The following is a 23270-nucleotide window of genomic DNA, read 5'->3' as shown; positions in this document are numbered from 1 at the left end:
GCGGGCACCGTCAGTACGGGGCCACCCTCGCACGCGTTTGGAGACGCTGATGAAAACCAGATGGCTGCTCGCCCTGCTCGCCCTCACGCCGATCACCGCGCTGGCCGCGTCCGTCACCGGCACGCTGGTCGAGGGCGGAGGCATCGACGACATGAGCATCGTCGTGCGTGCGGCCGATGGGCGGCAGGTGGAGGCGTATTGCACGATGCAGTGTGGCGACTGGTTTGTCGTCGAGGCAGAAAGCGAGGTGTCGGTGTTGAAGAAGGCACTCAAGGGCAGGCAGGTGGCGTTGGAGTACGCCACCGAAGCCAACGGCGACCGCATTGCCGGTCCGAGCCCGGACGAGCGGTTGCGGTTCGTGAAGCGTGTGCGCCTCCTTCCCTGAGCGGTCCTGTCGGCACAGGCGCAGCAGCGCAGACAGACGCTGGGACGTAGCCGCCTCACACGCATGCTCGTCACGTCGCTGCTGGCGATTGGCGATCACTACAGGCGAGCTCGATGATCTTGTGCAGTGTTGCCGGCAGCGTCGCGACACCCTGGTTCAGTGCGTCCCCAACTGCAGCCGCCGGTACAGCGTGCTGCGGCTGATGCCCAGCCGGCGTGCGGCCTGCGACACATTGCCTTGGCAGGCATCCAGTGCCTGGCGCATGGCGCCGAGCGCCAGGCTGTCCAGGTCGGCGTCGGGCAATGGCATCGCGGTGCCGCCGTGGCCGCCCTGCTCCGCCGCGCGGAGGCCGGGCAGGTAAGCCGGCAAGGCGTCGGTATCGACCAGCGCGTCCGCCTCGCTCAACGCCACCAGCGTGCGCAGGCACGCCACCAGTTGGCGCAGGTTGCCCGGCCACGCATAGACGCTGAGCGTCGCCAGGGCCGCCTCGGTCAGGCGCCTGCCCTGCCCCAGCCGTGTCCACAGGTCGGCGACCAGCGTCCGCCGGTCCGGATGCGCGCGCAGCGCCGGCACCTGCACGCAGTGATGGGCGATGCGGTAGTACAGGTCGGGGCGGAAGCGCTGTTCGGCCATCGCCGCGTCCAGGTCGCGGTGGGTGGCGCAGATCAGCGCGAAATCCAGCTTCACCGGCTTGCCGCCGCCCAGCGGCAGCAGCTCGCGTTCCTGCAGCACGCGCAGCAGCCGCGGCTGCAGGGCCAGCGGCATGTCGCCGATCTCGTCCAGGAACAGCACGCCGCCATCGGCCTGGCGCAGCAGGCCCGGGCTGCCGTGCTTGCGCGCGCCGGTGAAGGCACCGTCCTCGTAGCCGAACAGTTCCGCTTCGATCAGCCCTTCCGGCAGCGCCGCGCAGTTGACCGCCACGAACGGGCGCCCGGCGCGCGCGCTGCGCCGGTGCAGTTCGCGCGCGAACACTTCCTTGCCGGTGCCGGTCTCGCCCTGCACCAGCACCGGCAGCTGCGCGTCGAGCACGCGCCGCGCGCGTTCCAGCGCCAGCTCCTGCGCGGCATCGAACAGCGGCGCGTCAGACGCGGCCGCCGCCGAAGGCCGCGACGACGTGGTCACGGTGATCGGCGCCTGCTGCGGGCGCCGCCGCGGACGGTCGTCGGCCGGGCTGTCGATGCGTCCGTGCAGTGCGCGCCCCTGCAGGTCGAACACGCTGCCCTGCTGGCGCAGCCGCGACAGCGGTTCCTCGAACAGTGCCTCGTAGGGCGCGCGCCCGAGTTCGTGGCGTTCCAGTCCGAACAGCCGCAACCCGGCCTGGTTGGCCGCCACCAGGCGGCCGTTGCGGAACGCCAGCAGCGCCTCGCGCGCGGTGCCGAGCAGCGCCGGGTCGTGGTGCACGCGCAGCAGTTCGCAGCCGGGAATGCCGTCGTCGAAGTAGCGGTGCTCGATGTTCGCCACCGCCATCCGCGCCAGCGCCAACGCATGCATGTGCTGCACGCTGGCGTCGCCGGAGATGTCGAGCACGCCGGCCAGGCCGCCGTAGGGATCGAAGATCGGCACCGCCGCGCAACTGAGGATCTGATGCGGGGCGAAGTAGTGCTCGCCGCCGCGCACTTCCACCGAGCGGCTTTCGACGATGGCGGTGCCGATGGCATTGGTGCCGACCTGGGTTTCGCTCCAGCACGCGCCCGGCATCAGCGCCACCCTGCCCGCCTTGTCGAGGAAGCGCGGGCTGCCTTCGGCGTCGAGGATCCAGCCGGCCTCGTCGGTGAGCAGCACGATGCTGCCGGTGGCCGCGGCGTCGCCGGCCAGGCCTTCCAGCTCGGCGCGGGCCAGCCGCCACAGGCGCTCGTGCGCCTCGCGCAGGGCGCGCAGGCGCGAGGCCTCCAGCGGCTCGATTGCCGGCTTGGCATCCGCGGCCAGGCCCAGGCGCTGGCAGCGCTGCCACGACTGCAGGATGGTGTCGGGCACCTGCCCGACCGGCGCGCCGCCGCGTTCGAAGAAGGCGCGGCGCGCCAGGCCGAGCTGATGTTGCGATGGTTGCGCCATGTCCGGCTCCGCTGTCGCAGATTGCGACACCTGTTGATACGGGTGTTCCGATAAACAGCACATCCGTCGGCGCGGTGCAATCGCCACACGTGACGCGACGCAGCAAAACCGGTGCAGGTGCGTCGATCTGTCGCGGTGCGACCGCGTGACGCGGCGCAGCACGCAAAACCTGGCATCGGACTTGCGCACATGCGGCTACCGGACGGCCCTGCCCGTCCTTTCCGACCGCCGAAGGAGAACACGATGAACGCCGTCAGCACCGCCAAGCCGCATGCCACCGATCCGCAGTCCATCTTCAAGTCGCGCTACGGCAACTTCATCGGCGGCAAGTGGGTGGAGCCGAAGAGCGGGCAGTACTTCGACAACAGCACGCCGATCACCGGCAAGGTGTTCACCGCGGTGGCGCGCTCCAATGCCGAGGACATCGAAGCCGCGCTCGACGCCGCGCACGCCGCCAAGGACGCCTGGGGCAAGGCCTCCAGCACCGAGCGCAGCAACGTGCTGCTGAAGATCGCCGACCGCATCGAGCAGAACCTGGAACTGCTGGCCTATGCCGAGACCTGGGACAACGGCAAGCCGGTGCGCGAGACGCTCAACGCCGACGTGCCGCTGTGCGTGGATCACTTCCGCTACTTCGCCGGCGCGGTGCGTGCGCAGGAAGGCGGCATCTCCGAGATCGACCACGACACCATCGCCTACCACTTCCACGAGCCGCTCGGCGTGGTCGGGCAGATCATCCCGTGGAACTTCCCGCTGCTGATGGCGTGCTGGAAGCTGGCACCGGCGCTGGCCGCGGGCAACTGCGTGGTGATGAAGCCGGCCGAGCAGACCCCGGCCTCGATCCTGGTGCTGATGGAGGTGATCGGCGACCTGCTGCCGCCGGGCGTGCTCAACGTGGTCAACGGCTTCGGCCTGGAGGCGGGCAAGCCGCTGGCCAGCAACCCGCGCATCGCCAAGATCGCCTTCACCGGCGAGACCACCACCGGCCGGCTGATCATGCAGTACGCCAGCCAGAATCTGATCCCGGTGACGCTGGAGCTGGGCGGCAAGTCGCCCAACATCTTCTTCGCCGACGTGATGGCCGAGGACGACGACTTCCTCGACAAGGCGGTGGAAGGCTTCGTGCTGTTCGCCTTCAACCAGGGTGAGGTGTGCACCTGTCCGTCGCGCGCGTTGATCCAGGAATCGATCTACGAGCGCTTCATGGAAAAGGCCCTCAAGCGCGTGGCGGCGATCAAGCAGGGCAACCCGCTCGACCCCAACACCATGGTCGGCGCGCAGGCTTCCAGCGAGCAGCTGGAGAAGATCCTGTCCTACATCGACATCGGCAAGCAGGAAGGCGCCGAAGTGCTGATCGGCGGCGAGCGCAACGCACTGGACGGCGACCTGGCGGGCGGCTTCTACGTCAAGCCGACGGTGTTCAAGGGCCACAACAGGATGCGCGTGTTCCAGGAGGAGATCTTCGGCCCGGTGGTGTCGGTGACCACCTTCAAGGACGAGGCCGAGGCGCTGGCGATCGCCAACGACACGCTGTACGGGCTGGGCGCGGGCGTGTGGAGCCGCGATGCCGCGCGGCTGTACCGCATGGGCCGCGCGATCCAGGCCGGGCGGGTGTGGACCAACTGCTACCACGCCTATCCGGCGCATGCCGCGTTCGGCGGCTACAAGCAGTCGGGCATCGGCCGCGAGAACCACAAGATGATGCTCGATCACTACCAGCAGACCAAGAACCTGCTGGTCAGTTATTCGCCGAAGGCGCTGGGTTTCTTCTGACGCATGGGGCAGGGCGGCGGCACGCAGCAGCGTGTCGTCGCCTGCCCCAACTGATCTGGATCAAGGCACTCCGTCGCCGGTCGCGCGATGGTGACATCACCCGTTTTTCTCAGGAGCGTTGCAATGGACAAGACGATGAAAGCCGCCGTGGTGCGGGAATTCGGCAAGCCGCTGGCGATCGAGGAAGTGGCGGTGCCGCGGCCGCAGGCCGGCGACATTCTGGTCAAGATCGAGGCCTGCGGCGTGTGCCACACCGACCTGCACGCGGCCGAAGGCGATTGGCCGGTGAAGCCGAATCCGCCGTTCATTCCCGGCCATGAGGGCGTGGGCCACGTGGTGGCGGTCGGCGCCGGCGTGGACCACGTCAAGGAAGGCGACCGCGTCGGCATTCCGTGGCTGTACTCGGCCTGCGGCCATTGCGAGCACTGCCTGGGCGGTTGGGAAACCCTGTGCGAGACGCAGCAGAACACCGGCTATTCGGTCAACGGCGGCTTCGCCGAATACGCGCTGGCCAACGCCAGTTACGTCGGCCATCTGCCGAAGGGCATCGGCTTCGTCGAGGTCGCACCGATCCTGTGCGCCGGCGTCACCGTGTACAAGGGCCTGAAGGTCACCGACACCAAGCCTGGCAACTGGGTGGTGATCTCCGGCATCGGCGGCCTCGGCCACATGGCGGTGCAGTACGCCAAGGCGATGGGCCTGAACGTGGCCGCGGTGGACGTGGACGACGCCAAGCTGGCGCTGGCCACGCGCCTGGGCGCGACGGTGACGGTGAACGCGCGCACCACCGACCCGGTGGCGTACCTGAAGAAGGAGATCGGCGGTGCGCACGGTGCGCTGGTCACCGCGGTCTCGCCGAAGGCGTTCGAACAAGCCATCGGCATGGTTCGCCGCGGCGGCACCGTGTCGCTCAACGGCCTGCCGCCGGGCGAGTTCCCGCTGGACATCTTCGGCATGGTGCTCAACGGCGTGACCGTGCGCGGATCGATCGTCGGCACCCGCCTGGACCTGCAGGAGTCGCTGGAATTCGCCGAGCAGGGCAAGGTCGCCGCGACCGTGGCCACCGACACCCTGGACAACATCAACGACGTGTTCGCACGCATGCACGCCGGCAAGATCGAAGGCCGCATCGTGCTGGACATGGCCGCCTGATGGATGCGTCCGCGCCCGCGGCCGCGCTGCCGCCGCAGGTACTGGCAACGCTGCCGGCCCTGCAGTTGATCGCCAAGCTGCGGGCGCGGCACGGCGCGCTGCTGTTCCACCAGTCCGGCGGCTGCTGCGACGGGTCCTCGCCGATGTGCTATCCGCAGGACGACTTCATCGTCGGCGATCGCGACGTGCTGCTGGGCGAGATCGGCGAGGCGCCGTTCTACATCAGCCCGTCGCAGTTCGCCTACTGGAAGCACACGCAGCTGATCATCGATGTCGTGCCCGGCCGCGGCGGCATGTTCTCGCTGGAGAACGGCGAGGGCGTGCGCTTCCTGGTGCGCTCGCGGTTGTTCGACGACAGCGAGTACGCCGCGCTGGAGGCGGCGGGGAAGGTGTAGGAGCGGCTTCAGCCGCGACGGGCGTTACCGGGAACGCCGCTCGCGGCTGAAGCCGCTCCTACACATGTAATGCATCGCGTCGACGATGCCCTGGTGGCCTACGACGCCTTCGGCGGCTTCGCCGGCACGAACGGCGACACCGGGTCGCTGGCGGGGAAGGTTTCTTCCAGCGCTTCGTCCTGGTTGGCGTCGGCGTGCCGTCCGTGCGCGGTGTCGGGGGTGGAGTGCGCCGGCGTGTCCTGCGGCGCAGCGCGGTTTTCGCCGGTGCGCGGTTCGTGTTCGACGATGGTCTCGGGGCTGTCGCCGGCGCCGCGGTCTTCGCGGTCCTGGGTGTGACGCTTGCCGCGCTGTTCGCCGGGAACGGGTGGGGCCTGGCGCAGCGGATCGGTGGGCGTGGTCATGTCCGGTTCCTCCAGAGGAATGGCGGCGGAGGTCCAGTTCACCGCCGCGGCAGTGAAGCCATTGCGAATCGCGGCCCTTGCACGCGTCGGTCACGAACCGCTAACGGGGCGGGCGCTACTGCTGCGCATCCCCCCGCCGACGTTGCCGCCCGGAGCCCTGCCATGCGCCCCAGCGACCGCCCCGACCCCTTGCTGTTCAACGCCCATCTGGACCCCTTGCCGAGCGTGCCGTCGCCGCGTCGCCGTGGCGCCGCACCGCGCCCGCAGGATGCGCCGGACTACCGCCGCTACAGCCTGGCCGACTATCGCCAGCGCCGCGCCCGCCACCGCACCCCGTGGCGCGACCTGTGCCCGGCCTACGCCTTCGCCCTGCAGACCCACGCCCGCGGCTGGCCGCGCGGGCCGGAAGCCGAGACCGATGGCGAGCTGGCCGCGCACTGGGACCTGGTGCGCGGCGACTCGCGGCTGGACTGGGACCAGGCGCGGCAGGTGGTCGAGGACGCCTGGCAGGCGCTGGATCACCTGCCGGCGCAGGCCACCGGCATGGAGGCGCACTGATGCCGCGCCCGATCTGGACCGGCACGCTGTCCTTCGGCCTGCTCAACGTGCCGGTGTCGCTGATGTCCGGCGAACGCCGGGTCGATCTGCACTTCCGCATGCTCGACGCGCGCGACAAGCGCCCGATCCGCTTCGAGCGGGTCAATGCCGACACCGGCGAGGAAGTGCCCTGGAAGGACATCGTCAAGGCCTACGAATACAGCAAGGGCAACTACGTGGTGGTCGAGCAGCAGGACATCGCCTCGGCCGCGCCGGAGAGCCATGAGGCGGTGGAGGTGGAAGCCTTCGTCGACGCCGCCGAGATCGACCTGCGCTATTTCGAAAAGCCCTACGTGCTGGTGCCGGGCAAGAAGGCCGAAAAGGGCTACGTGCTGCTGCGCGAGACCCTGCGCAGCACCGGCAAGGTCGGCATCGCGCGGGTGGTGATCCGCACCCGCGAATACCTGTCGGCGGTGATGCCGCTGCAGGACGCGCTGGTGCTGATCCTGCTGCGCTATCCGCAGGAACTGGTCGACCTGGACGACTACACGCTGCCCAGCGGCAAGGCCGCCGACTACCGGATCAGCGCCAAGGAAACCGAGATGGCGGCGCAGCTGATCGACTCGATGTCCGGGCGCTGGGACCCCGATGCCTACCACGACGAATTCCGCGAGCGGCTGCACGCGGTGATCCAGAAGCGGATCAAGGCGCAGGAGGGCACCACCCAGGTCGACGAGGACGCCGAGGCGCCGCACCGCGAAGACGCCGCCACCAACGTGGTCGACTTCATGTCGCTGCTGCAGAAGAGCCTGGAGGCCAAGAAGCGCACGCCGGCCAGGCAGGACGAACGCGTGCCGGTGCGCAAGACCGCGAAAAAGGCCAGCAAGCCGGCCAAGGCGGCGTCCGGCAAGGCGAAGAAGGCCTCGCGCGCGAAACCGGCGGCAGCCAAGGCCAAGCCGGCCGCACGCAAGGCGCCGGCGCGGCGCAAGGCGGGGTAGGGCGGGGCGGTGGCGGTGGCGGTGGCGCCAGGTGCACCACCGATCTGGAGGGCGCCGCACCGCACCGGGGCCGGCAAACGTGCCGCTGGTGGTGCGGCGCACAGCGCCTGCCCGGTCGTCAGGTCGTGCCGCGCGCCGTCAATGCCGCGGCCCGCCCGGCCAACCCGAGCGAGCGCGGTGGCAAGGGCGTCATTCCACTGGCGTGCCTCGCCATCCGCGTCCCGGCTTCCTCGCGACGCGCCATCGCGGCGTGGCAGGTTCGCGACTGGCTGATACGCCCTACGCCGAGACCATCGCCTCGCGCGTCACCTGCGCCAGCGACTCGCGCGAGATCGCCGCGATCGACTTGGCGCCGGTCAGGGTCATCGCCACCTGCATCTCCTTCTCGATCAGGCCCAGCAGGTGCTCCACGCCGGCCTGGCCGGCGGCGGCCAGCGCGTAGACGAAGGCGCGGCCGAGCAGCACCGCGTCGGCGCCCAGCGCCAGCATGCGCACCACGTCCAGGCCGCTGCGCACGCCGGAATCGGCCAGGATCTTCAGCTCGCCCTGCACCGCATCGGCGATCGCCGGCAATGCCCGCGCACTGGACAGCACGCCGTCGAGCTGGCGTCCGCCATGGTTGGAGACCACGATGCCGTCGGCGCCGAAGCGCACCGCATCGCGCGCGTCGGCCGGGTCGAGGATGCCCTTGATCACCATCGGCCCGGTCCAGAACGCGCGGATCCATTCCAGATCCTTCCACGTGATCGACGGGTCGAAGTTGGCGCCGAGCCAGCCGATGTAGTCGGCCAGCCCGGTCGGGTGGCCGCGGTAGGTGGAGATGTTGCCCAGGTCGTGCGGGCGCCCGCGCAGGCCCACGTCCCAGGCCCAGCGCGGGTGGGTGACCGCCTGCAGCATGCGCCGCAGCGGCGCATGGCGGCCGCTCATGCCCGAATGCGCGTCGCGGTAGCGCGCGCCCGGCACCGGCATGTCCACGGTGAACACCAGGGTGGTGACGCCGGCCGCCTTGGCCCGTTCCAGCGCATTGCGCATGAAGCCACGGTCCCTGAGCACGTAGAGCTGGAACCACATCGGCCGGTCGATTGCCGGCGCCACTTCCTCGATCGGGCACACCGACACCGTGGACAGGGTGAACGGCACGCCCTTGGCCGCCGCCGCCTTGGCCGCCTGCACCTCGCCGCGCCGCGCGTACATGCCGGTCAGGCCCACCGGCCCCAGCGCCACCGGCAAGGCCAGGCGTTCGCCGAACAGCTCGGTGCGCAGGTCCAGCGCCGACATGTCCTCGCGCAACACCCGCTGACGCAAGGCGATGTCGCTCAGGTCGGACACGTTGCGGCGCAGGGTGTGCTCGGCATAGGCGCCGCCGTCGATGTAGTGGAACAGGAACGGCGGCAGCCGGCGCTGCGCAGCGGCACGGTAGTCGGTGGACGCGGAAATGATCATGGCGGCAGGCGGTCAGGGAGAGGAGGGCAGGCGCGAGGCGCGGGCGCGGCGCGCATCGTCCTCGTCGAGGGTGCGCAGCGCGCTGTGCACGAATTCCAGGTGGGCGTGCGCGGCGGCGCGGGCGCGTTCCGGGTCGCCGGCCAGGATCGCGTCGCGCAAGGCGCGGTGCTGGGCGTGCAGGGCGGCGAAGATGCGCGGCGAGGCGAACAGCTGTTGCCGGCTCTGCGAGATGTTGGCCTGCAGCAGGTCGAACAGGCCGCGCATCACCTGCAGCAGCACGCGGTTGTGGGTGGCCTCGGCGATGGCCAGGTGGAAGTCGGCATCGGCATGCGCCTGGGCGGCCGCATCGGCCTGCGCATGGGTCTGCAGCAGCGCCTCGAACGCGGCGTCGATGCGCGCGCGGTCGTCGTCGGTGGCGCGCAGCGCCGCGTGCCAGGCGGTGGCGCCTTCCAGGGCGTGGCGCGCTTCCAGCACGTCGAAACGGTATTCCGGGTCGGCATGCAGCAGCGGCAGGAACGGCTGCAGCTGCGCCACCACCTGGTCCTCCGGGGTCGGTGGCCGTTGCACGTAGGTGCCGCCGCCCACGCGGGCGCGCAGCAGCCCCTGGCTGGCGAGCTGGGCGATGGCCTCGCGCAGCACCGGGCGGGACACGCCCAGCTCTGCCGCCAGGGCGCGCTCGGCGGGCAGGCGCGCGTCGACCGCCAGGCCGCGGTGTGCGATCAGTGCGCGCAACTGGGCGGCGACCCGGTCGCTGAGCCGGGCTGGGGGCTCGGCGGCTGCTGGTGTGCTGGCAGCAATGGAAATTTTGGTCATACCAATCACGCAGAGAGAGCAAGCGCTACGGCGGCATTAGGCGCCTGATCTCACGCGAGGTCAATCTCTTCAACGCGCTGGCTGCACAATATTGGTAATACCAATCAGTGGGGTCGCGACCAGCGACGTGGCCTCACCACACCCACGGCAGCAGCCGCCAGCTGTGCGCGGCGTAGTCCGGGTACTCCTCGGGGAAGGCCTGGGTCAGCAGCGCTTCCTCGACCTGGATGCGGCGCAGGAACGCCCAGGTCACCGGCAGCACGATCGCCAGCAGCGACAGCACGTTGCCCATGCCCAGCGCCAGCCCGTAGAACGCCAGCAGCGCGCCGGTGTAGGAGGGATGCCGCAGATAGCGGTACGGCCCGTGGCGGACCAGGCGATGGCCTTCCTGGATGGTCACGTCGACGGTGAACCAGCGCGCCAGCACGCGGATCGACCACAATCGCAGCGCCAGGCCGCTGGCCAGCAGCACGCACGCCGTCCAGCGCAACGGCTCGCGCAGGTGCGGCGCATACCGCCACACGCCGAGCATCGACAGCACGACGCCCAGCGCCACCGCGGCGTACAGCACGCGCCACAGCAGCCGCAGCGTCCCCTGGTCGCGGGCGCCACCATCGGCGGCGCGGCGGCGGTGGCCGAGCACCATTTCGTAGGCGCCCCAGCTCAGGCCGAGCAGCATGAACAGCAGATCCGGATGGTGCAGGGTCATGGGCATGGCGGTGTTCCTCGTGCGGCGTGCAAGGCCGGCATTGCGTGGCAGGGTGGATGAATCGGCCCCGTCCAGCGCGCCGGGCATCCAGCGCGCAGCAGGACATGGACGCAGTGTGCCGCCATCGCGGTGGCGCGGCAGTGGCCGCTGGTCACCCGGTCCGCCTGCCGGAAGTCACTTTCTGCAGGCGCCCCATTGCCGCGGCGTCGACCCGCGGTCAGCATCGGTCGCATGAACCGATTCCTGCGCGACCTGATCGAACCCAAGCGCCTGGCCGGGCTGCTGACCGTGGCCACCGTGCTGTGGTCGTTCCAGTTCGCGCCGCATGCCCTGGCGGTCTGGTGCTGGCTCGCGGCGGCGTTGTTCCTGCTGCCGCTGATCGGCGCGCACTACCTGCCCGGGCATTGGCGCGATGCCGCGCTGTGGCTCGAGGCGGCGGCGGCGATGGCCCTGGTCTGGCTCGAGCCGCACGTCGGCACGGCGCCGGTGCTGCTGGTGGTGGTGGTCGCGCAGGTGGCGCTGCAGTGGCCGCCGCGGCAGGTGCTGCTGTTGGCCGTGCTGGCCAACCTGGGCACGTTCCTGGCGCTGTCCGCCGCCAGCATCAAGCATCCGCTGCTGACCACGCTGATCTACGGCTGCTTCCATGCCTTCGCCGGCCTGAGTGCGCACTACGCGCGCACCGCCGAGCTGGCGCGCGAGGCGCTGGCGCGGGTCAATGCCGACCTGCTGGCCACCCGCGCGCTGCTCGCCGACAGCACCCGCGATGCCGAGCGCCTGCGCCTGGCGCGCGAACTGCACGACGTGGCCGGGCACAAGCTCACCGCCATGCGCATCCAGTTGCGCCTGCTGCTGGCCGATCCGGCGCTGGCGCAACGCACGGAGGTGGCGACGGTGGAACGGCTGTCCGCCGAACTGCTGGCCGACATCCGCGCGGTGGTGCAGTCGCTGCGCGACGACCGCGGCGTGGACCTGGAGACGGCGCTGTGCGCCCTGGCCGCGCCGTTCCCACGGCCGCAGCTGCAGCTGCAGATCGACCCGGCGCTGCGCATCACCGATCCGCACCTGGCCGAGACCCTGCTGCGGCTGGTGCAGGAAGCGCTGACCAACGCCGCGCGGCATGCCGACGCCGCGCATGTGCGGGTGCGCCTGGGCCAGGACCGGCAGCAGCTGTGCCTGGACATCGAGGACGACGGCCACCGCGCCGAACGCATCCGCGAGGGCAACGGCATCGCCGGCATGCGCGAGCGCCTGGCCGCGCTGCACGGACGCCTGGACCTGGGCCGCACGCCGCTCGGCGGCATGCAGCTGAGCGTGAGGCTGCCGCTGTGAGCGCGCTGCGGATCGCCCTGGCCGACGACCAGGTGCTGGTGCGCGCGGGGCTGCGCGCGCTGCTGCAGACCCAGGGCATCGTCGTCGCCTGCGAGGCCGACGACGGCCAGGCCCTGCTCGACGCGGTGGCGGCCACGCCGGTGGACGCGGTGCTCAGCGACATCCGCATGCCGGGCATGGACGGCATCCAGGCGCTGCAGCAGCTGCGCGCGCGCGGCGACCGCACGCCGGTGTTGCTGCTCACCACCTTCGACGAATCCGACCTGCTGCTGCGCGCCACCGCCGCCGGCGCGCAGGGCTTCCTGCTCAAGGACGCTGCGCCGGAGGACCTGCGCGAGGCGATCGCGCGCGTGGCCGCGGGCGAGACCCTGCTGCAGCCGGTCAGCACCGACCCGGTGCGCGCGCGCTACCGCTACCGCGACGAGGACGCGCCGCGCGACACCTTCAACGAACGCGAAGTGGCGATCCTGCGCCTGCTCGCCGGCGGCTACTCCAACAAGGAAATCGCGCGCAGCCTGTTCCTGGCCGAAGGCACGGTGAAGAACTACGTCTCCACCATCCTGGACAAGCTCGGCACCCGCGACCGCACGCGCGCCGTGCTCAAGGCGATCACCTTGCGCATCATCTGATGCGCCCGCAGGCGATCTCGCTGAGACATCCACCGTCAGCGCGTCGGGACTGAAACCCCCTCCCTGCTTTTCGATCAGCCCCCTCGGATGAGCTGCTGTAGGAGCGGCTTCAGCCGCGACAACCAACGACGCGGTGAAGGGTTCGCCGATCCGCGCTTTTCCCTCCCGCCAGCACGGCATCCGCCGCTGCGCCGCAGCTCTTTTGTGGGAGCGACTTCAGTCGCGACGCGACACCCCCGCACGCGCGCGCCTTCACCCGCACCGCGCTCCATACCCTGCCGTGTGCTGCCACCGGGACTTCTGCATGCCCGCCGCAGACATTAAGATGCCGCGGGCATTGTGCCGACGAGGAATTCACGTTGATCATCCATCCGAAAGTCCGCGGTTTCATCTGCACCACCACGCATCCGCTCGGCTGCGAGCGCAACGTGCTCGAGCAGATCGCCGCCACGCGCGCGCGCGGCGTGCGCCACGATGGGCCAAAGAACGTGCTGGTGATCGGCGCGTCCAGCGGCTACGGCCTGGCCTCGCGCATCACCGCCGCGTTCGGCTTCGGCGCCGCCACCCTCGGCGTGTTCTTCGAGAAGCCCGGCAGCGAGAAGAAGGCCGGCACCGCCGGTTGGTACAACGCCGCCGCCTTCGACAAGCAGGCCAAGGCCGACGGCCTGTACAGCAAGTCGATCAACGGCGACGCGTTCTCCGACGAAGCGCGCGCCAAGGTCATCGAACTGATCAAGACCGAGATGGGCGGCCAGGTCGACCTGGTGGTGTATTCGCTGGCCTCGCCGGTGCGCAAGCTGCCGAGCACCGGCGAAGTGAAGCGCTCGGCGCTCAAGCCGATCGGCCAGACCTACACCGCCACCGCCATCGACACCAACAAGGACGCGATCATCGAGGCCTCGATCGAGCCGGCCACCGAGCAGGAGATCGAAGACACCGTCACCGTGATGGGCGGGCAGGACTGGGAACTGTGGATCGATGCGCTGGACGCGGCCGGCGTGCTCGCGCCGGGCGCACGCACCGTCGCCTTCAGCTACATCGGCACCGAGATCACCTGGCCGATCTACTGGCACGGCGCGCTGGGCAAGGCCAAGGTCGACCTCGACCAGACCGCGCAGCGCCTGCACGCCCGCCTGCAGCCGCACGGTGGCACGGCCAACGTGGCGGTGCTGAAGTCGGTGGTCACCCAGGCCAGCGCGGCGATCCCGGTGATGCCGCTGTACATCTCCATGGTCTACAAGATCATGAAGGAAAAGGGCCTGCACGAAGGCACCATCGAACAGGCCGACCGCCTGTTCCGCGAGCGCCTGTACCGCGAGGACGGCCAGCCGGCGGCCACCGACGACGAGAACCGCCTGCGCCTGGATGACTGGGAACTGCGCGACGACGTGCAGAACGCCTGCAAGGCGCTGTGGCCGCAGGTGACCACCGAGAACCTGTTCCAGCTCACCGACTACGCCGGCTACAAGCATCAGTTCCTCAAGCTGTTCGGCTTTGAACGCCAGGACGTGGACTACGACGCCGACGTCGACCCAGACGTCAAGTTCGATTGCGTGGAGCTCTGAGGAGCGGGGATTGGGGAGTGGGGATTCGGGAGTCGTTGTGATCCCGGATCCTGGAGAGAACATGCGGCCGGCAGCGATGTCGGCCGTTTTCTTTTTCGATGGCAGCCGAAGCGATGGCAGCGCCGGGATGAGCGGCCTCCATGGGCGAGACAGGCGAGGGCTGTGCAGTGGCGGCGGGCCAGGCCATACAGTGGACTAGCGGCGCTGCCCGCAATACCGAAGCAGCGACATGTGCGCCATTGCGCTCGCACCGCGCATTGCCGATGTTCGATGGCTTGTCGCGGCTGAAGCCGCTCCTACGAGAGCGCACGCCGCCGACAGCACACGCCGCACCCGTAGGAGCGGCTTCAGCCGCGACAACCGAAGCCGTGATGCGTGAATTGACCGAATCGCGTCGGGACTAAAGTCCCTCCCACAAATGCACCAGCCATCCCGCGACAGCTGCTTTCCCGTAGGAGCGGCTTCAGCCGCGACAAGCGAAGCGGCAATGCGTGCGTCGACCGAGTCGCGTCGGGACTGAAGTCCCTCCCACAAGTGCACCAGCCATCCCCGCGGCAACTGCACTCCCGTAGGAGCGGCTTCAGCCGCGACAACCGAAGCCGCGATGCTGGAATTGACCGAACCGCGCCGGGAACGAGGTCGGTTCCATACCAAGCCGCCACCCCGCGCCGCAAAACCCGCAGCACTAGCGCCTTTGCCAATCCCCAATCCCCATTCCCGAATCCCGGCCCTTCACCGCCTCACATCGAACCGCGTCGCCCCCACGCAGGCCTGCACCTCGGCTTCGCTCAGCGCCAGCACGTCGCCGGGCAGCGTGTGCTTGAGGCAGCCGGCGGCCAGGCCGAAGCGGATCGTGGCGGTGTCGTCCCAGCCCTGGATCAACCCGTGCAGCACGCCGGCGGCGAAGGCGTCGCCGCCGCCGATGCGGTCGACGATGCCGCTCAGCTCTTCGGCCGGCGCCTGCGCGACGCTGCCATCGCGGCGCAGCAGCATCGCGCCCAGGCTGTGCCGGTCCACGCTGTGCGCCACGCGCTGGGTGCAGGCCATCGCCTGCAGCTGCGGGAACGCGGCGAAGGCGTCGCGCGCACCGGCCTCCACCCGCGCCTGCACGCTGTCCTGCGGGTAGCGGTGACCCAGGACCACCTCCAGGTCGCGATAGTCGGCGAACAGCACGTCGGCCTGGGCCAGCAGCTGCCGCAGGATGCCCGGCGCATCGCCGTGCCAGGCCTCCCACAGCTTGGGCCGGTAGTTGCCGTCGAACGACACCCGCACCCCGGCCGCGCGGGCCGCAGTTGCCGCGGCCAGCGCCGCCGCCGCGCCACGTTCGCCCAGCGCCGGGGTCACCCCGGACAGGTGCAGCCACTGCGCGCCGCGCAGCAGCGTCGGCCAGTCGTGCCGGTCGCCCGCATCCAGCGCGAAGGCCGAGCCGGCGCGGTCGTAGGTGACCTCGCTGGGCCGGTGCCCGGCGCCGGTGCTGAGGAAGTACAGGCCCATGCGCCCGGGCACGAAGCGCACGCCGCTGGTGTCCACGCCATGCCGGCGCAACTCGCCGGCCGCGGCCTGGCCCAGCGGGTTGTCCGGCAGCACGCTGACCACGGCGACGGTGTGGCCGAAATGCGCCAGCGCCACGCCCACGTTGGCCTCGGCACCACCCACCTGCACCTCCAGCCGCGGCGTCTGCAGCAGCCGTTCGTGGCCGGGCGCGCCCAGGCGCAGCAACAGTTCGCCGAAGCAGACGATGCGGGAAGCGGTCATGGCGGGCGGGTCCGGGCGGCCGAAGGGACGCCAAGCATGCCGCGAAACGCGGACGTCGGCCAGAAAAACTGACTAGCGGTGTCATTCCTGTGCGGCAACAGGCGTTCCGGCACTGGCCGCTATCGCGATCACGCGCTATCTCATTGACTGGAAAGACCCTTGGAGCGCTTGGCACTCTGTTGCGCTGCAAGATGCCGCAATGTTTCGCAACTGTTAACGTTGTTTTTGACTAGCGGTGTCATTCGCGACAACGCCCGCAGTTCCACGCCGTCATGTAACCCTTGGGAGGGGAGGACATGCAATCACGTACCGAACGCCGGAAGACACCGGTTACCTTGCTCGCGCTGTCGATCGGCCTGGCCCTGCAGGCCGGTGCCCTGCAGGCGCAGGAAGCCCCGGCGCAGGCGCCGGCCACGGCCTCCGCCGATGCCACCACCGAGCTCGACACCGTCGTCGTCACCGGCTACCGCGCCAGCGTGGAGAAGGCGCTGGACATCAAGCGCGCCGAGAAGGGCATGGTCGACGCCATCGTCGCCGAGGACGTGGGCAAGTTCCCCGACACCAACCTGGCCGAATCGCTGCAGCGCATTCCCGGCGTGGTCATCACCCGCGACGCCGGCGAAGGCCGCAACATCTCGGTGCGCGGCCTCGGCCCGGACTTCACCCGCGTGCGCATCAACGGCATGGAGGCGCTGACCACGGTCGGCGCCAGCGACCAGAGCGGCGGCACCAACCGCGGCCGCGGCTTCGATTTCAACGTGTTCGCCTCGGACCTGTTCACCCAGATGGTGGTGCGCAAGACCGCCTCGGCCGACGTCGAGGAAGGTTCGCTGGGCGCCACGGTCGACCTGCGCACCGCGCGGCCGTTCGACTACGACGGCTTCACCTTCGCCGCCAACGGCCAGGCCACCTACAACGGCATGTCGGAGAAGGCCGATCCGCGCATCGCCGCGCTGGTCGCCAACACCTGGGCCGACGGCACCTTCGGCGCGCTGATGTCGGTGGCCTATTCCGAGCGCCAGGTGCTTGAGGAAGGCAGCGGCACCACGCGCTGGGCCAACGGTCCCAGCAACAACGGCTACAGCCCCGCCTCGCCGTTCGCCGCGGCCAACAGCGCCAACGTGTTCAGCCCGCGCATCCCGCGCTACACGCAGATGGAGCACGAGCAGAACCGCCTGGGCGTGACTGGCTCGCTGCAGTGGAAGCCCAACGACAGCACCGAGTTCTCGCTGGACGGCCTGTACTCGAAGATCGACGCCAAGCGCGACGAGCACTACATCGAGGCGATCAGCTTCAGCCGCGGCCGCTCGCAGAACGGCAAGCCGGAGATGATCGTGCGCGACGGCTATGTCGACCCGGCCTCCGGCGCGCTGCTGTACGGCCGCTTCGACAACGTCGACATCCGTTCGGAGAACCGCCACGACGAGTGGAACACGGTCTTCAAGCAGCTCACCCTGAGCGGCGAGCACCGCTTCAGCGACACCTTCAAGATCACCGGCGAGGTCGGCACCTCCAGTTCCAAGCACCGGAACCCGATCCAGACCACGGTGATCATGGACAAGAACAACGTCGCCGGCTACAGCTACGACTACCGCAACAGCGACACCTCGCCGGTGTTCAACTACGGCATCGATCCCACCGCCGCCAACGGCTGGACGCTGGCCGAAGTGCGCATGCGCCCGCAGTCGGCCAACAACGATTTCGACACCGGCTCGTTGAACTTCGAGTGGAACCTGGGCCCGAACTTCACCCTCAAGGGCGGCGTGCTGGCCAAGAACTACGGCTTCGACACCAAGGAGTTCCGCCGCGCCTCCGAGACCAGCGTGCCGACCTTCGCCACCGGCAACCGCATCGTGCCGACCGACCTGGTGGCGCTGGCCGGGCTGAAGGGCATCGAAGGCACCCCGTCGAACTGGGCGGTACCCGACCTCAACGGCATCGCCGATGCGCTGGGCATCTATAGCGGCACCGGCACCTGGACGCTGACCGAGCGCGCGGTCAACACCCGCAGCGTGGAAGAAAAGGACCGCGGCGCCTGGCTGATGGGCGACTTCGCCTTCGACATCGGCGCAATCCCGTTCTCCGGCAACATCGGCGTGCGCTACGTAAAGACCAACCAGTCCTCCACCGGCTACGCCCTGGTCGGCTCCAACCTGATCAACACCACGGTCGAGCGCGACTACCACGACACCCTGCCGTCGCTGAACCTGGTCGCCGAGATCACCCCGGACTTCCTGATCCGCTTCGGCGCCGCCAAGGTGATGACGCGGCCGGGCCTGGGCAGCCTGACCCCGGGCGTGACCGTCGCGGTGGCCGGCGGTGCGCGCACGGTCAGCGGCGGCAATCCGAACCTGGACCCGATCCGCGCCAAGACCGCCGACCTCGGTTTCGAGTGGTACCTGCAGGAAGGCGCGATGCTGGGCCTGGCGCTGTTCTACAAGGACATCGACAGCTTCGTGCAGACCGCGCGCACCATCGCCCCGTACTCCAGCAGCGGCCTGCCGGTCAGCCTGCTCGACGGCACCGGCGCGGCGGCCAGCGACGACTTCGTCTTCAGCGTGCCGCTCAACACCCCGGGCGGTAAATTGAAGGGCGCCGAGTTCAACTACATCCAGCCCTTCAGCTTCCTGCCGGGCAAGTGGGCCAACTTCGGCACCCAGCTCAACTACACCTACGTGCAGTCGAAGATCCAGTACGTCACCGGCACCGGCGCGTTGTCCTTCAACACCGACCTCACCGGCCTGTCGAAGAATTCGTACAACGCCACGCTGTTCTACGAAGGCGAGCGCTTCAGCGGCCGCGTGTCGCTGACCCACCGCGACGGCTACCTGACCCAGGTGCCGGCCACCGAGACCGGCTTCGACATGCACGGCATGCGCGGCACCAATGTCGTCGACGCCAAGCTGACCTACAAGATCGACGAGAAGATCGACATCAGCCTGGAAGGCTCGAACCTGACCAACGTGCCGTACTACGAGTGGGTGCAGACCAGCGCGGGCGGCGCGCAACTGCCGCTGACCTACAGCGAGACCGGCCGCCAGTACGCGATCGGGGTGCGCTACAAGTTCTGAAGGTTGCGTGCGCCGGTGCCGCGCTGCGGCATCGGCAACGCCCCGCTACCCGCATACTCGCGGGCCGGGGAGGGAGGTCGCCGCGCGCCGTCATGGCGCGCGCCGATCGCAAAGGAGCGAGATGAAACAGGCAATTCGCAGTGGCGCCGCCGCCGACCACATCGTCGCGGCTGAAGCCGCTCCTACGCGCGCACCGGCTCCTCGTAGGAGCGGCTTCAGCCGCGACAGCTGGCCTCGATTCGCTCCTGCACTCCCCGTGCGCCTGCGCGGCATGCTCCACGGTCTCGCCCTGCTGTGCGGACTCGTCTGTCCCACCATCGCCACAGCCGCCACCCCCGAACTCCTCTTCCGCGTCTCCGCCGACAAAGGCCTGGACGCCGACGTCGCCCACGGCGACCCGACACCCAACTTCCGCGACAAGATCACCCTGGTGCCCACCGGCGTGTCCGGCCAGGCGATCGAATGGGCCGACGACGGCGTGCTGTCCTGGAACGCCCCCGGCAACATTTACACCCAGCGCGGCACGCTGTCGTTCTTCTGGCGCTCGCGCTATCCGGTCGGCGAAGCGCCGTTCGTGATCTTTCGCGTCGGCTACGCCGACCACACCAGCTGGGACATGGCCTGGCTGCGCATCGACTGGAACGGCCACGGCTTCGATGCCTTCGTCACCGACGCCAACCTGGCGCGCACCCGCGTCTCCTTCAAGCTCGACAAGGTCCCCGCGCCCAGCGCCTGGACCCATCTCGCCTTCGCCTGGGACGAGACCCGCGGTGTGCGCCTGTTCGTGGACGGCAAGGAAGCCGCGCGGGTGGACTGCACCCAGGCCTGCACCGAGGGCGGCTCGCTCGACTTCGACGCCGCGCTGGACCAGCTCGGACTGGCCGCCCGCGTGCTGGCGCCGCACCAGGTGCAGAGCCGCTACAACTTCCTGCGCGGCAGCGATGTCGACGAGCTCCGCGTCTACGACCGCATGCTCGATGCCGCCGGCGTCGCCGCGCTGGCCCGGCAACAGGAGCCACGCAGCGCCGAGGCCGTGCCCGACAGCGCCGCGCGCAACGCCTGGCTGCATCGCTTCGGCTGGGACCACGGCCGCGCCCCGCCGGCGCTGGACGCGCCCTCCACGCGCATCCGCAAGGTCGAGTTCGCCGACGCCAAGGACCTCAAGGAGTGGATGTGGAAGGCGACCGACGGCATCGCCGAGACCACCTGGCCCGGCGTGTACAACCGCTCGCGCCTGCCCGGCCGCAACGATTACTTCCAACTGCCCGACTGGAACGTCTACGTCGAAGGTGGCAAGGCGCTGGACCTGGCCCTGCCCGACGAACCGTTCAACCGCATCGAACTGCGCGGCGCCGCCTACGGCCAGGCCACCTACGCCGCCGAAGGCGCCACGCCTGCGCCGTTGTTCACGCGCGCGCAGGGCACCGTGCGCAGCGTCGACCAGTTCGAACGCCGCCGCGGCGGCCACCTGCGCTTCAGCAACGTCGCCCAGGAAACCCCGATCCAGGAGATCTGGGCCTACGACGTGGGCGCCGGTGCCGAGCCGGCCACCCCCAGCGCCACGCTGCGCTACACCGTGCGCAGCGACATCGCCCCGGACTACGCCAACCTCGCCGCGTTGCGCGCCTACATCGCCGGGCGCTATCCGCCGGACGAGCGCAGCACCGTGGTCGCGCTGCCGACCAAGGCACCCCAGCGCAAGCGCGCCGACGACAAGACCGCGGTGCAACCGCTGCCCATCGTGCACGTGCTCATCCCGTCCAACCTCGGCGACGCACCGGCCGCGCAGCCGTTGATGCGCAGTTGGTCCTACGGCTGGGAGAACATGCACGACGGCCTGGACGGCATCGCCATCGACCTGCCGGCGCTGCAGCTGCCGGCCACGCACAATGGCCTGATCCCACTCAACATCCGCGTCAAGGATCCCATCTGGCCCGGCCGCGACATGCTCGACGTGTCGGTCTCGGTCGCGCCCGGGCAGGCGCGCACGCTGTGGCTGGACCTGCGCGATCGCATCCTCGGCGACGACAGCCTGATGCTCAGCATCGCCTCGGCCGCACCGGGCTTCGACGCGCGCGCGCTGGACGGCGCGCAACTGCGCCTGCTGTTCAAGCCGCGCGCGCAGGCCAAGGCCGAGCATATCGCCGACCGCTTCAACCAGGTCAAGGACAATTGGGGCTTCCTGGTCGAGGAACACACCACCTCCAAGCGCCAGCGCCTGTACGCACGCCTGGATGCCGACATCCACGACCTGCTGCGGGTGGACCCGGACAACGCGCTGGGCCGCCAGTACTGGGCCGACATCAGCTACGGCAACCAGGGGCCGCTGCCGGTGCAACTGCCGCAGCCGCCCAGGGGCGTGCCGGGCTGGGCGTTCTGGCAACTGGAAGACCTCAAGGCCACGCGCCGCTACATCCACTGGTGGATCGACGAACGCCAGGTCGACTACGGCGATTTCGGCGGCGGCATCTCCGACGATTCCGACCTCACCCAGCAATGGCCCGGCGTCGCCCTGATGGGCGTGGACCCGGACAAGCTCAACGCCTCGCTCACCGCCCTGTCCGACGCCAACTACCGCAACGGCATGTTCACCGGCGGCCTCTCCACCATCGAGACCGACGAACTGCATTCCTACGAGGAGGGCATCAACATCAACAGCGCCATGCTCTACCTCAACTGGGGCGACCCGCTGACGGTGGAGCGGCTGATGCGCACGGTGAAGGCCTTCGATCGCATCATCCAGGTCAACCCGCAGGGCCACCTGCTGTTCGCCAGCAACTGGTTCGGCGGGCGCAAGGTCTACCGCGAGCCGAACTGGCAGTGGCAAAAACCCTACTCGTTCCCGATCCTGCACCCGGCGCTGCTGCTGGGCGGCTACAACGCCGACCCCAACAGTCGCCGCATCGTCACCGGACTGGCCGACGGCTACCTGGCCCACGCCTACACCGACGCCAAGGGCCAGTGGGCGCTGCCCAACGAGATCAACTGGGCCACCGGCAAGACCCGCGGCGGCAGCCTGTTCGACGGCAGCGGCGGCCCCGACACCCTGCACACCTTCTGGGCCGCCTACCGCTGGACCGGCGACACGCGTTATCTCAAGGCCATCGACTACCGCGTCGCCAAGGCCGGCCCCGGCGGCCTGTCCCTGCTCAACGAGAACTTCCTTGACGTGCTCGGCAAGCGCGACAGCTGGGGTGCCAGCCTGGCCAAGGCGGCAGCCGAGGCCGACCCCGACGACGCCTCGGACTTCGCCCACCACGTCGCCTGGGAACAGAGCGGCGACCCGCGCTGGCTGGAAACCCTGTACCGCGCCGAGACCCGCGACAAGCTGCAGACCTTCTACATGAACACCGAAGGCCACTGGTGGAGCGACCGCGTCGAATCGCCCACCGTGAACCTGCAGCGCGCCCGCCTCGGCGGCGTCGCCCTCAAGCGCAACCAGACCTACCCCGGCCACACCGTCAGCTGGCGCTTCGCTGATCCGGAAGGCGCGGTGCAGGTGGCGCTGCTGCTGCCGAAGCCGCGGCAGGATCGCTTTACCGTCATCGGCTACAACACCAGCGGCAAGGTGCAGCGGGCGCAGATGACGGGCTGGAATGTCGCCGCCGGGCAGTGGCGGATGCGTGCGGGCGTGGATCGCGATGGCGATGGGAAGATCGATGGCAAGGCTGCCGCGCGCGAGTTCACGTTCGAGAAGAGCGGGGCGGTGGATGTGGAGTTCCTCGCCGGGCAGACGTCGGTGATGGAGTTCGAGTTGGTCGCGCGGGCTGCGGTGCCGGTGGAACAGCGGCCGGATCTGGGGATTGGGCGTGGGGATGTGCGGGTGATGGCCGATGCCATCGAAGTCACCGTGCATAGCCTGGGGCATGTGGATGCGCCGGCGGGGTTCGTGGTGTTGGAGGATGCGCGGGGTCGGGAATTGGCGCGGGCGGCATTCCCGGTGCTGGCGGCGCCGCGCGATCTGGAGCCGAAGACGGCTCAGGTACGGTTGGTGGTGGCCGGTGGAAAGAGCGCCAAAAACGGTCGGCTGCGTATCGCCAGCCAGGGCGACGTCGCAGAACTGACGCAGAGAAACAATGTGGTGGATGTGCCCTGATTTAATCGGGCCCACATCAAGACGCGCCCTTGCCTAACGGGCGCGCATTCACTTCGGAATGTCCCCGACTGACGGCTTACATTTGTCTCCCCCAAAAGTGTGACGCTGTGCTAGAACAGGGTTGTCTGTGGGGGAGAGCGGACTTCCATCGGACCTGATAGGACGGT

17 protein-coding genes are annotated in these 23270 nt (G+C 69.5%); 11 read left to right on the top strand and 6 right to left on the bottom strand.

All coding sequences use genetic code 11. The features are described 5' to 3' along the window. Positions 1–49 precede the first annotated feature (49 nt). Entirely contained in the window at positions 50–385 is a 336-nt protein-coding gene (locus Q7W82_RS02965; RefSeq protein WP_242157936.1) for a hypothetical protein, read from the top strand. Between the two features lie 156 nt (positions 386–541). On the opposite strand, the gene Q7W82_RS02960 is transcribed toward Q7W82_RS02965, so the two are convergent. Continuing rightward, positions 542–2437, bottom strand: a complete 1896-nt coding sequence (locus tag Q7W82_RS02960) for a sigma-54-dependent Fis family transcriptional regulator (protein WP_242157945.1) — start codon at positions 2435–2437, stop codon at positions 542–544. Between the two features lie 243 nt (positions 2438–2680). Between Q7W82_RS02960 and adh the strand changes: the two genes are divergently transcribed. From adh to Q7W82_RS02945, 3 genes are all read left to right on the top strand, one after another. Then, entirely contained in the window at positions 2681–4210 is a 1530-nt protein-coding gene (gene adh, locus Q7W82_RS02955; protein ID WP_242157953.1) for an aldehyde dehydrogenase, read from the top strand. A 123-nt stretch (positions 4211–4333) separates the two neighbouring features. Continuing rightward, positions 4334–5362, top strand: coding sequence for an alcohol dehydrogenase AdhP (adhP, locus tag Q7W82_RS02950; RefSeq protein ID WP_242158014.1), 1029 nt, complete (start codon positions 4334–4336; stop codon positions 5360–5362). Further along, a complete protein-coding gene (locus Q7W82_RS02945; RefSeq protein WP_242158017.1) occupies positions 5362–5757 on the top strand; it encodes a DUF779 domain-containing protein in 396 nt (131 codons plus the stop codon). The genes adhP and Q7W82_RS02945 overlap by 1 nt, the downstream gene beginning before the upstream one ends. Positions 5758–5855: 98 nt before the next feature. On the opposite strand, the gene Q7W82_RS02940 is transcribed toward Q7W82_RS02945, so the two are convergent. Then, complete coding sequence (locus Q7W82_RS02940; protein ID WP_242158023.1) at positions 5856–6158, bottom strand: hypothetical protein; 303 nt, start codon at positions 6156–6158, stop codon at positions 5856–5858. A 162-nt stretch (positions 6159–6320) separates the two neighbouring features. Between Q7W82_RS02940 and Q7W82_RS02935 the strand changes: the two genes are divergently transcribed. Both Q7W82_RS02935 and Q7W82_RS02930 read left to right on the top strand, forming a co-directional pair. Further along, positions 6321–6716, top strand: a complete 396-nt coding sequence (locus Q7W82_RS02935; RefSeq protein WP_242158025.1) for a hypothetical protein — start codon at positions 6321–6323, stop codon at positions 6714–6716. Then, positions 6716–7693, top strand: coding sequence for a Ku protein (locus Q7W82_RS02930; RefSeq protein ID WP_242158033.1), 978 nt, complete (start codon positions 6716–6718; stop codon positions 7691–7693). The genes Q7W82_RS02935 and Q7W82_RS02930 overlap by 1 nt, the downstream gene beginning before the upstream one ends. A 279-nt stretch (positions 7694–7972) precedes the next feature. On the opposite strand, the gene lldD is transcribed toward Q7W82_RS02930, so the two are convergent. The 3 genes from lldD to Q7W82_RS02915 form a co-directional block, all read right to left on the bottom strand. Beyond that, the gene (lldD, locus tag Q7W82_RS02925) at positions 7973–9136 is read right to left on the bottom strand and encodes an FMN-dependent L-lactate dehydrogenase LldD (protein WP_242158035.1); all 1164 of its coding nucleotides are present in this window, start codon (positions 9134–9136) and stop codon (positions 7973–7975) included. A 12-nt stretch (positions 9137–9148) separates the two neighbouring features. Beyond that, the gene (gene lldR, locus Q7W82_RS02920) at positions 9149–9949 is read right to left on the bottom strand and encodes a transcriptional regulator LldR (protein ID WP_242158044.1); all 801 of its coding nucleotides are present in this window, start codon (positions 9947–9949) and stop codon (positions 9149–9151) included. 133 nt (positions 9950–10082) lie between these two features. Then, on the bottom strand, positions 10083–10658 hold the full coding sequence (locus Q7W82_RS02915) for an isoprenylcysteine carboxylmethyltransferase family protein (protein WP_242158388.1): 576 nt from the start codon (positions 10656–10658) through the stop codon (positions 10083–10085). 231 nt (positions 10659–10889) lie between these two features. Here Q7W82_RS02915 and Q7W82_RS02910 point away from each other — a divergent pair, with 231 nt between their 5' ends. The 3 genes from Q7W82_RS02910 to fabV all read left to right on the top strand — a co-directional run bounded on the left by Q7W82_RS02910 (position 10890) and on the right by fabV (position 14181). Further along, positions 10890–11987 (top strand): histidine kinase, encoded by a 1098-nt coding sequence (locus Q7W82_RS02910; protein ID WP_242158052.1) that lies wholly within the window; start codon positions 10890–10892, stop codon positions 11985–11987. Beyond that, positions 11984–12616, top strand: a complete 633-nt coding sequence (locus tag Q7W82_RS02905; protein ID WP_242158054.1) for a response regulator transcription factor — start codon at positions 11984–11986, stop codon at positions 12614–12616. Before Q7W82_RS02910 ends, Q7W82_RS02905 begins: the two co-directional genes overlap by 4 nt. A gap of 359 nt (positions 12617–12975) precedes the next feature. Next, complete coding sequence (gene fabV / locus Q7W82_RS02900) at positions 12976–14181, top strand: enoyl-ACP reductase FabV (RefSeq protein ID WP_242158056.1); 1206 nt, start codon at positions 12976–12978, stop codon at positions 14179–14181. 732 nt (positions 14182–14913) lie between these two features. Here the strand turns inward: fabV and Q7W82_RS02895 are convergent. Next, positions 14914–15936, bottom strand: a complete 1023-nt coding sequence (locus Q7W82_RS02895; protein ID WP_242158066.1) for a sugar kinase — start codon at positions 15934–15936, stop codon at positions 14914–14916. Positions 15937–16232: 296 nt separating this feature from the next. On the opposite strand from Q7W82_RS02895, the gene Q7W82_RS02890 reads away from it, so the two are divergent. After that, complete coding sequence (locus tag Q7W82_RS02890) at positions 16233–19007, top strand: TonB-dependent receptor (protein ID WP_242158068.1); 2775 nt, start codon at positions 16233–16235, stop codon at positions 19005–19007. Positions 19008–19278: 271 nt separating this feature from the next. Further along, entirely contained in the window at positions 19279–23103 is a 3825-nt protein-coding gene (locus tag Q7W82_RS02885; protein ID WP_242158070.1) for a LamG domain-containing protein, read from the top strand. Positions 23104–23270: the final 167 nt, after the last annotated feature.

Origin of the sequence: Xanthomonas indica (assembly GCF_040529045.1) — a bacterium.
GTDB lineage: Bacteria > Pseudomonadota > Gammaproteobacteria > Xanthomonadales > Xanthomonadaceae > Xanthomonas_A > Xanthomonas_A indica.
The sequence above is the reverse complement of the archived record's forward strand: the minus strand, read 5'-3'. Positions and strand labels throughout refer to the sequence as shown.